Below are 12,594 nucleotides of genomic sequence, written 5' to 3'. Positions count from 1 at the left end.
TGATAATCCTTGTCTATTGTATCAAAAAAAGCTGCTTTATTCTAGCTAAATCAGTGGGAAGGTCGCACAAGTTTACGGCGTTTCTCCATATAGTGAGGGTCATACTCATCTGTCTCAATATAAATATAGACTTTTTTATCTGCCATCTGGTGTCGAATCTCGGCTTCAATCTCATTAATGATCTCATAGCCGACCTCTTCTTGTTTCGAGGCAATATCAACTTTTGCCGCAATCAAAATTTCTGATGGTCCTAAATGCACCGTTTTAACATCAATCAAGCGATCAACATCTGGCCGTTCAAATGCTCTTTTGATCACTGCTAGATCCCGTTTTGTGACACTTTCGCCAATCAGTAGACTGTAAAATTCGCGGGCTAAGAAAATGGCTGCTACCATCAATAAAAGACCAATCAATAAACCACTGAAGGCATCAAAAAATGCGTTACCCGTAATCATGGTTAAAATCGTACCAAATAGTGCGATCATTAGGCCGATCATTGCACAAAAGTCTTCTGTGAAAATGATCAGAATCTCACTATGCCGACTTTCTTTCAAAAAACGATAGATTGGTTGACGCTCCACATTCAGTTCGCGGATCTCCTTGATCGCGATCCACAACGAACTTCCTTCAACGATCATCCCGAAAATCAAAATAGCGATCACCAACCAAGCGTTACCAACTTCATGGGCAGGATGCAGCAGCTTTTCTACCGCTTCCATCACACCGAGTGCGCCCCCACCAAAGAAGAGCATCATCGCAACGATCGTGCTAAAAAAATATTTCGCCCGACCTTCTCCAAACTGATGCAGTTCACTTTGGCCCTTTGTTGCCCGTTTATCCCCGATCAATAAAAAGATTTGATTGCTACAATCCACGACACTATGAATGCTTTCATTCAACATGGCTGCACTGCCACTTAGTGCATAACCGACAAACTTACTAATAGCCACCAAAATATTTGAGATCAGGGCAGCGATGACCGCCATCATACCATTTGCTTTCTTTTCCACACCTTACGCTTCCTCTCATCAATAAATTCCCTGTCTTTTACTCTGCTATTCTTCTCAAATGAATCACGGCTGACTGAGTTTCTTCAATCAACAGGTGCTTGTTTTTTCAACTTTGCTTCTCGGCGACTGATTTTTTTGGTCCAAAATCCACCTGAGATATACTTGGGTTCATAGCTGATGATAAACGCTCGTTCTTCCACCGCTTTGATGGTTTGATAGAGCTTTTTCTCACTTTTTCTTTGGGAAAGAATCTCTAAAATCAGTCGTGGCCCTTCTAAGCCTTCTCCATAACTTTGTGTAACTCCGTAGCCTTCTTGTCGTAAGATCTTAGGCAAACTTTTTTCCTCATCCGTATTACTAGGTAGGATCACTGTGACCATTGTATAGCCCAGAGCCAGCTTATCTTCGATTTTGATACCAATACTGACTCCTGCAGCATAACCTAATGCATAGAATAAGAGATTCAGCGGGTTATCCAAACGATCCAATACCATAGATAAGCCTAAAATATAGATCGTGATTTCGATCATACTCACTAATGGGGCAATCACGCGATACCCTTTCATTGTCAATAAAAATCGCAGTGTGTTCAATGTAACATAGGCGAGATTGATAAAGAAAATCATCGCCAGCATTTGTAGATCAACTTCCATCTTTGATTCCCCCTTGTTCTTAGCATATCAAAAGGCAAGAGAAAATTAAAATATTTGAGCAGGATTTAATTACTAAAATAGCTAAATAAAATTTATACTGGGGAAGATATAGTGCTTAAGTGATTTCATTGATCACTACCATGTCATGATTTTACTCATTGATCCATTGCCTGTGGTTTCACTCTCTTCTATTGATCGAAAAGCATATCCACCAAAGTGGAAAAAGCAGTTTAAACCACCGCTCGTCTGTTTCAGACAAAAAAGAAGTCCAATGGCAAATGGACTTCTTTTTGTCTGATCAACTTTTACAGTGTTCGATCATATTCACGATTGCAGAACATACTTACTTGTTTTCCAAGGGGTTATTCGTCAGCACCAGGTACGAAACTCAGCTCCCAACGAAGGGTTCCTTGATAACTTGTTGCTTGCGGCCTCGCGCCAATAGGGATTTCCAGCTCGACACTTTTTTGCATGGTATGCTCGTTTCCATAGCGTTGAATCCAAGTACCCGTCCCTTGATTTTCATTGGCACGTGCAATCACTTGGTTCTGCGGTCCTAGCTCAATTGCTTCAACGTAGTCTGGTGCTTCAGAGGGATTTTCTTTAGAGGTGACCATTTCAATATTATTCAAATGCACACTCGCTCCTTTTAAATAGTGCTTAAACGCATCCGTGCTTACGAACCCTTCCTCAGATAATCGGGCACTCAAGGTCCAGCCATTTGGGAGAAATCGACGATCGGAAACCTGAATATAGTTTGGTCGTTCGGTTGATTCATGATCATCCACTGAAGAAATTCGTTGCGGACGCGCCGGATAGCGGCTTGTCGACGAGCGAATCGGTACTGTACCAAAATCGAATTGTGAAACAAAGTCTATACTGATAAACCCGCGATTTTCTGTTATCAATGGTGGATTTTCAGGTAGAATCGGTTGATCAGGATCAAGGGGATCTTTTGGGTCAACGTCACCAATGGGTTCCACAGTGGTTGATGCTTCTGCCCATTTACCATCAAGAAATGCCTGAGCGGTGACCACCTCACCTTGTGTAAAATACTGGAAAGGTTCTAAATCAGATAGATCAAGTAAATAGTGCCCATTTTCACCCGCTTGTGTGTGAAAGTACTCGCTATTGCCGGCACTATCGACTGGCGTTTCAAGCGTCGGTTCTGGCATCAGCCCCTCTCTTTGAAATCGAAGGTAGCTACCAGGATTGGCGGTTCCCGAAATCGTATAGGCATTAGGTAAGGTTCTATCTTCTGTCAAAGGATCGATGGTCACCGTGATGTCTGGGATTCTCTCAAATAATAGACGTTGTGAACGAGAAGCAAACTGCGCGGCAAACCCTCGACTTGTTTCCTCATTCAGTGAAGATACATTGGTCACATTGGTGTTGGTTCCGGAAATCGCCGCAGTCATGGACAGAATCGGTTGCCACTGAAAATCAGATGGATCTCCTGTATTTCCATGCCGCCACTGGCGAATCGCCTGATTCTTTGCAGTGATTCCTCCCCCTTCAATTAGACCATTTGTTGTGGTCGTTATCGGGCGGGTTCTTTGCAAATTGACACGCTTGGCATCGTCGATCGTCAATCTTGCGGGATTGTTGGCACCGCTAAAGAAAAGTAGGCGTTGGACAGGTTGTGGGCTGTCCGTAAGAATATCTAAGGTAGCATCTTTGCCTACGTTGAGATTGCCAGTCGTGCCAGAGAAGTGGAAGATATTTGCGGTTGTATTTTGATTTGTTGCTTCAACCTCTAAGGTGCTGCTGTCTTCTAAGGTGACATGCGTATTGGCACTTAACCAGAAAATATGACTGTACAACGTTCGGTTTGCAGCAGCAACCGACAAGCGACTTTTTTCCATTAAGCGAATATCATGGGGCGTGCCTGATGTGATGACTGCTGGGCTGTTGTTTTGTGTATTTAGTGTCAATTCCGCGCCTTTTCCTAACTCAATGCGTCCATTGCCAGCGACAAAGCGAATATTAGCACCGCCTGCTTCACCAGCTGAACCGTTGGCATTTAATGATAGTCGGGCATTATCCCCTAATACGAGACGCGCATTTGGATTATAAAAATCAAGATTTCCTGAGCTGATCGTCGACATTTCGACGTTTGCTCCCTCACGAAGCTCTATTTGGTTGATTTCAAAATTCGCCTGAGTATTTGTGTGAATCATCCAAGAAGCATTGAAGTCTGATGTATATCTAGGCGTTTGGTGTGAAACAGAATGTCCAGAAAAGCTGGCTCGAGAGTGCAACCCGTAAAACAACTGATTGCCCGTATGGTTGAGATTGTGGTACCGAATGATTGAACGCTGCTGATTTGACATATTCAAATCATGGTATTCAATTGCCCCCCAAAAGTTTCCATGGTAAAGTTCCAAATTTTGCAAGGTAATGTCCCATGGGGAATCAGGATTGACACTGGAATCGCGGAAACAGATCGCTACGGCTCTAAGATCCATCTGAAAGGTGTCGAGACCATCGATGATTAACGTTCTTGAAACTCTCGAGGCATTGATATAAACATAGGCTAATCCGCCATTAGGATTGGCGCTGCTGCTCCAGCCGTCAATTCCCGTAATGCCTAAACGAGGATTATCGTTCGTTTGAAAACTGGCTGTCAAATAAATATAATTGACCGTCGGATCGACCATTGCAGCCATAAATTCGACCCAGTTAGCAACCCCTCTCTTTTTTACGTCGTCGCCTAACAGATATAGATTGCCAGGATCTGACTCTGATTCGTCAGGAATCTGGCTTTCTATTTCCTTCTCTTTTGGTAATTGATCCTCTTTGTCCTCTTGATCGAATTGGTCAGTGGAGTCACTCGAATCGGTTAGCGCATCTTCTTGTGTATCCGTAGGGTTTGTCTCCCGTGCTTCCTTTATTTCAAGTCTTATCATTGATTCTGCTACTTCAAATGGAAACGCCCCTGCTGTATCAACTACCAATGGAACCAAAAAATCACTTCTAGGGATATCAGTCGTTAGTTTCCAACCATTCTCTTCAGTGGTTGACATAATTTTGACTCCCTTTGGCAACTCCTCTTCAACAAAAACCGCAGATTGCGGCAACCGGATCGCTATTTCACTAATGGGACGGCCCGTATGAAACGCAACTAGTAACATGTCTCCTACAGTCCCGGCTTTCGTTGATTCATCAAAATAAATGGCAACTTTTCCCTCAGCCTCTTTCTCTCGTATCGGTTCGAATGGGTCACTCGCAACCGTTTCTTCCTCCAGCTGTGCAGCAAAGAAAATGTTTGAAGAAAACACACTCATGGTTGAAAAAAAGTAGAGTCCTCCAAGTAAGCCAATAATGACGGTGAAATATACCTTTCTCTTTTTCTTGTTCATTTGTTGATGCCCCACCTTTCAGCGTATCTTTCCCTTGAAATCGATCATGGATCAGTCCTTCCCAAAGAGCAGCTATAACCATCAGGACGCTTGCTTCCTTTTTTCAATTACGGCTGATCAGAAAACCACAATCCTGCCATCGATTTTAAATGACAAAAGAAATCGCCAATTAAAATAACAAACATTATAAATAACGATGGTTTTGATCGTTTCACTTTATTCTATAGCCCACGCTATTGCTTAGTAAAATCAGAATATTCCTCAGTCGGTGAAAAATGTAATTCGACTAAGTATTTTGTGAAATCGGCAGTTTCAGCACACAAAAAAAACAGCTAGATGTTCGCCATCTAGCTGAAATCATTCATCGTTATGCTCAAAGGACTACTTCTATTAAGAGTAACTGTCTCTACTATTTAGAACGAAAATAGCCATTTGAAGATTCTTCTTGTTGATCGTCTTCAATCATTCCTTTTAATGATCGATCTAAAACGGACCGTTTTTTCTCACCATTTTTTTTATTGTTGGCGCGAAACTCGCTGCGTGTCATCCCAACAGAGGGGTGGCGATTGAATTTTTTGACGGTTGGATCGCTTTCTTCTTTGACTTGATAAGCTGCTGGTTCAGTGTCAAATAACAAATAACTTTCTTGTTTTTTTGCCATTGCATCCATCAAATCGTTCGGCGTAATTTCAGGTTTTTGCTCATCAGGAATAATTGATGCAGGAATATATTTAGGCACGAAGTAAGAGCGTCCCGAATATTCTTTTTTTGAAGAAACAGGAACCTCAGCTTTTTCCTTCTTACTAGTCACTTGATAAGAAGAATGGTTCGCTTCTTTGCCAAAAAAATTGGTTTTTCCTGTCGGCATCTGCTCTTTCACCGGACGTTTTCCGTACTGAGGCAAGTTGGCACGGTGATTGGCAAGCTCTTCTTTTTGACGAACATTGTGCCCTCGATCGCGTTGGCTGGACTGCACTTTACGCTGCAAAGATTGATTTTCTTCCTTGTGAGAATGACTCACGGGATCTTTGATTTCGGTTAAAATCCAATCATCTGCTTTACTGAATGCGGGGCGATGCTCGGATTGAAGCTTCACACCGTCTGTATCATCATAAGCAGGAAAACGGAAGTGTTTTCGTTTCACATCTAAATAATTTGCCACTGAACTCATCCTCTTACATGCATTTTTTTCATCATACCACAAATAAAAGAGAATTTCACGAAAGACTGCGCCATTTCAACCGAAGTCGCTTCAATTGTCTCCCCTTGGAGGCACTGACTCCGTCAAGCTTGCCGCATTTGGTTCTTTGATATGGGCAAATAATGGATCGATCTGCCAAATATCTGCTGCATAATTTCGCACCGTTTCATCCGCCGAAAACTTCCCAGCATTCGCAATATTCATTAGACTGATTTTTTGCCAGCGATGAGTATCTTGATAAGCAATATCCACCCGATGCTGTGCATCACAATAGGCGTGGAAATCTCTTAATAAAAAGTACTCATCATTGTATTTCAAAAGTGAATCAAAAATCTCGCGTCCTTCTACTTGGATATTGGGGATTGTCCCGTCAATAAAGGCATTGACTACACGTTGTAGTAGTGGATCTGACTCATAATACGCATAGGCAGAATAATTACGCTGGGCGTAATACTGATACACTTCTTCTTCGGTTAGCCCAAAGATCGCGATGTTTTCATCACCGATTGCATCTCGAATCTCAATATTGGCACCATCTAAAGTGGCGATCGTTACTGCCCCATTTAGCATCAACTTCATATTACTTGTCCCTGAAGCTTCTTTGGAGGCCAATGATATTTGTTCACTGACATCCGCTGCTGGGATAATTTTTTCTGCTAAAGAAACGTTGTAATTTTCTAAAAAAACAACCTTGATTTTATCATTGATGGTTTCATCCTGATTGATCAGATTCGCCACTTCATTGATGACTTTAATGATCGATTTTGCGTAGTGATAGCTTGGTGCGGCTTTGGCACCAAAGAGAAAGACTCTTGGATGAAACGCAGCAGTTGGATCGTCTTTGACCTCAAAGTAGAGCTTTAGAATATGCATAAGATTTAGTAATTGTCGTTTGTATGCATGCAGACGCTTGATCTGCACATCAAATATTGCCGTCGGATCTACTGTGATGCCCGTTGCTTTTTGAATGTACTGTGCCAGTGCACGCTTGTTACTCATTTTTGCGTCGGCAATTTGTTGGAGAACAGTTTCGTCCTCATAATAGTTTTTGAGTAGTTGCAGGTCTAATGGATCATTGCGCCAGCTTGTTCCGATGGACTGATCCAATACTTTGGCTAACGGTTGATTGGCTAGCTGAAGCCAACGCCGTTGCGCGATGCCGTTGGTCTTATTGTTGAAACGGGCAGGATAAATAAGATAAAAGTCATGGAGTACCACTGATTTTAGTAAATCAGAATGGAGCTTGGCTACGCCATTGACACTGTGGCTGCCGATGATCGCGAGATGTGCCATATGGACTTGATCATCAATAATGATTCGTGTCCGTTCCAGTAAGGCTTGCGGATGGACCCCTTGCATCGTTTCCACAAAACGGCGATCAATTTCTTTGATGATCTGATCCATTCTCGGCAAAACTTCTTCAATCATGCGCACGGGCCATTTTTCTAAGGCTTCCGCCATGATCGTATGGTTCGTATAACTCATGACTTTCACGGTGATCGACCACGCTTGTTCCCAAGCAAGACCTTCTTCATCAACTAAAATGCGCATCAGTTCTGGGACGCAAAGGGCTGGGTGCGTATCATTGATGTGGATCGCTACTCGTTCACTCATCATGGTCAAAGGTAAATTCAATTTTTTATAATAACGGACGATACTTTGGATCCCTGCAGACACAAAAAAGTATTCTTGCATCAGCCGGGTCCGTTTGCCTGTCTCATTGGAATCATCGGGATACAAGACCGCTGTCAGATTTTCCAATGCTTGCCGCGATTCTAGTGTCGCGTAGTGCGCCTCATCTTCGACAGGAACCTCAACACTCCATAAACGCAAGGTATTGAGATGGTGATTTTGGTAGCCAACCATTGCTGTATCATAAGGAACCGCCCGCCAGGTAAAGCCACCTTCATAAACTGGGGCTAATTTCCCGTCCTCTCCGGTAACGAGATAGACATGGCCCCCGAAACGAATAGGCACCGCCTTGCTTTCTTTGCGGACTTCCCAAACATTCCCCGAACGCAACCAGTCATCGGGCAACTCTACTTGATGACCGTCAATAAATTTTTGTTTAAATAATCCGTAGCGATAGCGGATCCCATTGCCATTTCCCGGCAAACCTAAAGAAGCCAATGAATCCATAAAACAAGACGCTAAGCGACCGAGTCCCCCGTTGCCTAAAGCCATGTCTTTTTCCGTCTCTGCAACATCGTCAAGTGAAACCCCTAACTCTTCAAAAACGGCTTCCGCTTGCTCCAACAGCTGCATATTTAACAGATTACTCTTTAACATTTTGCCGGGTAAAAATTCGATTGAAAAATAATACGCTTGTTTCTGATCCTCCAACAAGAGATTTTTTCTGGTCTGACGCCAGTCTTCTGAATACATTTGCTTCACGACATTGGCTAGCGCCTGAAACAATTCCTGCGGTGATGCTTCATCGATCTCTATCGCAAACAGTTCGTGCACGTTGGTTTCTAACAGATCACGCAATCGTTCTTTTGTCATAGGGTTACACTCCTTTATGCTAACCGTTTATAAAAAAGAAGAATTCTTGCCGCCAGAATGGCTAGTCATACAACTAGCCGTTCTGTTGCAGACAAGGATTCTTCTGTCTTAAAACAATCAAACTTTGATATTATTATACAACTCAACATAAAGATCTGAGCTTTGATTCCAGCTAAAATCTTTTTTCATTGCTTGCTTGACTAATGCCGTCCATGTTGTCGGATCCGATTCATACAATTCAATCCCCTGTTTTAAAGCATTCATCAAGTAAAAAGGTGAAAACTCTTGGAAGCCAAAGCCGGTTCCTTGTTTCGTGATCGGATTATAGGAATCCACCGTATCTTTCAAGCCACCGATTTCATGAACGATCGGTAATGTACCATAACGCATCGCGATCATCTGCGATAGTCCACATGGTTCAAAAGCCGAAGGCATCAAGAAGAGATCCGCTGCTGCGTATAACTTTTGCGCCAGTGCAATATCAAAAGAAATCGCGGCAGCACATTTGTCAGGATATTTCTGCGCAAAGTAGCGAAAGCCTTCTTCAAAATCATGCTCACCGGTTCCCAATAGGATAAACTGGACATCAAACTGCAAGAGGTTTTCCATTTCTTCAAGAACTAAATGGAACCCCTTTTGAGTGGTCAAACGACTGACAACGGAAATCAACGGAACCTCTTTACGAGTTGGCAAGCCAAACTGTTCTTGTAGCGCTCGCTTGTTTTTAGCTTTTCCTGATAAATCCTCGACACTGAAAGGATAGTCCAAATGAGGATCGGTTTCTGGATCATTCATTTCATAATCAATTCCATTCAAGATACCGCTTAGCTTGCCACTTTCCATGCGTAAAATGACTTCAAGACCACAACCAAACTCAGCTGTTTTGATTTCTTCACTATAGGAAGGACTGACGGTCGTGATGCGGTCCGCATACAAGATTCCTGCTTTCATAAAGTTCAAGCAATCGTTTAAACGCAAGGTTCCATCATCATATCTTTCCGTACCCATCCCAAAAAGATCCGGTAAAATATCGCGACTATACCACCCTTGAAACCCAATGTTATGGATCGTCAAAACGGTGCGTATGTTTTGATACGCTTGGATCCAATGATATTTTTCTTTGATCAAGAACGGAATCATCGCCGTATGGTAATCATTGACATGTACGACGTCTGGAATAAATTCAATGCGTTCCATCATTTCGATCACGGCTAATTGGAAGAAAGCAAAGCGTTCCCCATCATCATAAAAATCATAGAGCCGTTCGCGACCAAAATAGTAGAGATTGTCTATGAAATAATAAGTCACAGCGCCTAGAACTAATTTTTTGATTCCACAATATTGCTTGCGCCAGCCGACCGCCACTTCAAAGGAAAAACAATCTTCCATTTGGTCTTGGTATTCGGCAGGCATTTTCGTGAAATAAGGTAAGACGACAACTGTCTCGACGCCTTTTTTGACCAACTCTTTTGGCAATGCACCTGCAACATCCCCTAACCCGCCTGTTTTAAAAAACGGAGCGCACTCTGCTGCTGTAAACAAAACCTTCATGCGCTTGCTCCTCCGATTACATCTTCTGTCACATGAGAATTCTTCTTAATGACAATCGGCGTTTCTTTGGTTCCCTGCACTTTTACACCTTCTGCGATGGTTACATTTTTATCTAAGATCGCATAAGAGACTTCGGCACCTGCTTTGATTTCGTTATTTCCGAAAATGATCGCGCCTTTAACTTTTGCCTCAGGATGGATTTTCGTACGGCGAGCAACCAGTGACTGCTCGACAGAGCCTTCAACGATGCAACCAGAAGCAAAGTGGCTATTTTTCACCTCAGACGTTTCCGAGTAATAGGTTGGTACTTCATTCTTCAATTTGGTATAGATTTTTTGATTCGAATAAAGCAATGAAGTGAATTTATGCACATCTAGCATGTCCATATTTGTTTGATAATAAGAAGAGATATCATAAATGTTACTTAAGTAACCAGTGTACTCATATAGGCCAGTGTTCTCCACAGAGATCATCTCTCGTAAAAATTGACCGAGATCTGCCGTTGCGCCAACTTTTTGCCCTTCTTTAAGAGCCGCGATCAGACGATCCGTTTGAATGATAAAAATATCCGTACACAAGTTGACTAGGGAGCCAACTTCCCCTTTTTTCGCTTGGATCGCTTCTTCTAAGTGTCCTTCACTGTCAACATTAAACAACAAGTCACTTTCAGAAACATTGTCACTGCCGATGCGTTTATACACCACAGTCATTTCATTGCCTTGTAGTTGATGAATTTTCAGCAAAGCACGCAAATCGATGTTGCATAAGATTTTGCTGCCCATAAATACAGTGTGATCTGATTTTGATTTTTCCAAATAGTCAATGACGTTATAGTAATACTCTTGCCCTTCGGCTTGCTTTTTCAATGAGTCTTGGAATAAGTGGATAAAGAACCGGTTTTGAACACCGTCCAAGTTCCACTCTTTTCCACCACCGATATGATCAAAAACTGACTGGGTCTCTCCTTCATTGAAAATCATGTAGACTTGTTTGATGTTGGCATTTTCAATACTTGAAAGATTGAAATCCAGCAAGCGATATTTGCAGTCAAACAATAAGGTCGACAGCGGACGATTCTCCGTTAATGGCATCAAGTCTTGGTATCGCTGTAGGTTCCCTAAAATTGCACACATTTTATTAGTTCTCATCAATCGTCACCCCTAAAATTTCAGAATAGCCGACTACGGCAATTTCGTCTGTTCCATCGATCTCTGCGTCGTCACCAATCACTGCATTTTCCCCAACGATCACACGATTTAATTTGACATTTCTACCAATCACCGCTCCAGGCATGATCACGCTATCTTTGATAGTCGAGCCTTCTTTCACTTGCACGTTCTCTGATAAAATACTGTGCTCGATCTCCCCAGCAACATAGCAGCCGTCCATCACAAGCGAATTTTTAGCAGCACCGGTTTCAGTTACAAAGTGCGGTGGTGCGATTGGGTTTTTGGAGAACACTTGCCAGCTTTTATCCCGGATATTCAACTCCATGGCTGGATCAATAAATTCCATGTTGGCTTCCCACAATGAATCGATCGTTCCTACGTCTTTCCAATAGCCAGAGAAGCGATAGGCAAAAACGTTGTCGCCGCTTTCTAGATAAGAAGGAATGACATGTTTTCCAAAATCGACCATTTCGCCGTCTTTTGTGTAGTTACTCAATAGCATACTGCGTAGACGACTCCAATCAAATATATAGATCCCCATCGAAGCAAGATTGCTTTTTGGTTCGGCTGGTTTTTCATCAAATTCGATGATGCGGTCATTTTTATCAGTATTCATGATTCCGAAACGAGAAGCATCTTTCATCGGAACTTCGAGAACTGCAACCGTCAATGAAGCATCATTTTCTTTGTGTTTTTCCAGCATTTCTTCGTAATCCATTTTGTAGATATGGTCGCCGGACAAAATCAAGACGTATTGCGGGTCCATCTCATCGATATAGGCGATGTTTTGATAGATGGCATGGGCAGTTCCCTCAAACCATTTTTCGCCTTCTGAATTTGAATATGGCTGTAAAATCGTCACACCGGTACTGATTCCATCCAATCCCCAACTGGCGCCATTGCCGATATGGTTGTTCAGTGCTAAAGGTTGGTACTGCGTGACTACACCCACATTTTTGATTCCAGAATTGACACAATTACTCAACGTGAAATCGATGATCCGATACCTGCCGCCAAACGGAACTGCTGGCTTGGCAATATTTTTTGTTAGTTTCCCTAAACGAGTCCCTTGTCCTCCTGCGAGGATCATTGCTAACATTTCTGTTTTCATTTTGTTTGGTGATCTACTCACCGTTCCCCCTC

8 protein-coding genes are annotated in these 12,594 nt (G+C 42.5%); all 8 read right to left on the bottom strand.

Going from position 1 to position 12,594, the window contains the following annotated elements; all coding sequences use genetic code 11:
- Positions 1-50: 50 nt before the first annotated feature.
- The 8 genes from IGI86_RS06040 to IGI86_RS06005 all read right to left on the bottom strand — a co-directional run bounded on the left by IGI86_RS06040 (position 51) and on the right by IGI86_RS06005 (position 12,562).
- The gene (locus IGI86_RS06040; RefSeq protein ID WP_034872243.1) at positions 51-989 is read right to left on the bottom strand and encodes a cation diffusion facilitator family transporter; all 939 of its coding nucleotides are present in this window, start codon (positions 987-989) and stop codon (positions 51-53) included.
- Between the two features lie 104 nt (positions 990-1,093).
- Positions 1,094-1,663: a DUF2179 domain-containing protein gene (locus tag IGI86_RS06035; RefSeq protein ID WP_005236782.1), complete on the bottom strand. Its 570-nt coding sequence runs from the start codon at positions 1,661-1,663 to the stop codon at positions 1,094-1,096.
- Between the two features lie 362 nt (positions 1,664-2,025).
- Positions 2,026-5,025 (bottom strand): WxL domain-containing protein, encoded by a 3,000-nt coding sequence (locus tag IGI86_RS06030; protein WP_430617802.1) that lies wholly within the window; start codon positions 5,023-5,025, stop codon positions 2,026-2,028.
- Between the two features lie 409 nt (positions 5,026-5,434).
- Positions 5,435-6,196, bottom strand: coding sequence for a hypothetical protein (locus IGI86_RS06025; protein ID WP_430617801.1), 762 nt, complete (start codon positions 6,194-6,196; stop codon positions 5,435-5,437).
- Between the two features lie 81 nt (positions 6,197-6,277).
- Positions 6,278-8,731 (bottom strand): glycogen/starch/alpha-glucan phosphorylase, encoded by a 2,454-nt coding sequence (locus tag IGI86_RS06020; RefSeq protein ID WP_430617800.1) that lies wholly within the window; start codon positions 8,729-8,731, stop codon positions 6,278-6,280.
- 117 nt (positions 8,732-8,848) lie between these two features.
- Entirely contained in the window at positions 8,849-10,282 is a 1,434-nt protein-coding gene (gene glgA / locus IGI86_RS06015) for a glycogen synthase GlgA (protein WP_016621303.1), read from the bottom strand.
- Positions 10,279-11,430: a glucose-1-phosphate adenylyltransferase subunit GlgD gene (glgD, locus tag IGI86_RS06010; RefSeq protein ID WP_016613233.1), complete on the bottom strand. Its 1,152-nt coding sequence runs from the start codon at positions 11,428-11,430 to the stop codon at positions 10,279-10,281. The genes glgA and glgD overlap by 4 nt, the downstream gene beginning before the upstream one ends.
- A complete protein-coding gene (locus tag IGI86_RS06005) occupies positions 11,420-12,562 on the bottom strand; it encodes a glucose-1-phosphate adenylyltransferase (RefSeq protein WP_016613232.1) in 1,143 nt (380 codons plus the stop codon). The genes glgD and IGI86_RS06005 overlap by 11 nt, the downstream gene beginning before the upstream one ends.
- Positions 12,563-12,594 lie beyond the last annotated feature (32 nt).

Source organism: Enterococcus sp. AZ188 (assembly GCF_050544075.1).
GTDB lineage: Bacteria > Bacillota > Bacilli > Lactobacillales > Enterococcaceae > Enterococcus_D > Enterococcus_D entomosocium.
The sequence above is the reverse complement of the archived record's forward strand: the minus strand, read 5'-3'. Positions and strand labels throughout refer to the sequence as shown.

Excerpts from the sequence above, each read along its gene's own strand:
- IGI86_RS06040 (WP_034872243.1), bottom strand. The coding sequence starts at position 989 with ATGATGGCGGTCATCGCTGCCCTGATCTCAAATATTTTGGTGGCTATT.
- IGI86_RS06035 (WP_005236782.1), bottom strand. The coding sequence starts at position 1,663 with ATGGAAGTTGATCTACAAATGCTGGCGATGATTTTCTTTATCAATCTC.
- IGI86_RS06030 (WP_430617802.1), bottom strand. The coding sequence starts at position 5,025 with ATGAACAAGAAAAAGAGAAAGGTATATTTCACCGTCATTATTGGCTTA.
- IGI86_RS06025 (WP_430617801.1), bottom strand. The coding sequence starts at position 6,196 with ATGAGTTCAGTGGCAAATTATTTAGATGTGAAACGAAAACACTTCCGT.
- IGI86_RS06020 (WP_430617800.1), bottom strand. The coding sequence starts at position 8,731 with ATGACAAAAGAACGATTGCGTGATCTGTTAGAAACCAACGTGCACGAA.
- glgA (WP_016621303.1), bottom strand. The coding sequence starts at position 10,282 with ATGAAGGTTTTGTTTACAGCAGCAGAGTGCGCTCCGTTTTTTAAAACA.
- glgD (WP_016613233.1), bottom strand. The coding sequence starts at position 11,430 with ATGAGAACTAATAAAATGTGTGCAATTTTAGGGAACCTACAGCGATAC.
- IGI86_RS06005 (WP_016613232.1), bottom strand. The coding sequence starts at position 12,562 with ATGAAAACAGAAATGTTAGCAATGATCCTCGCAGGAGGACAAGGGACT.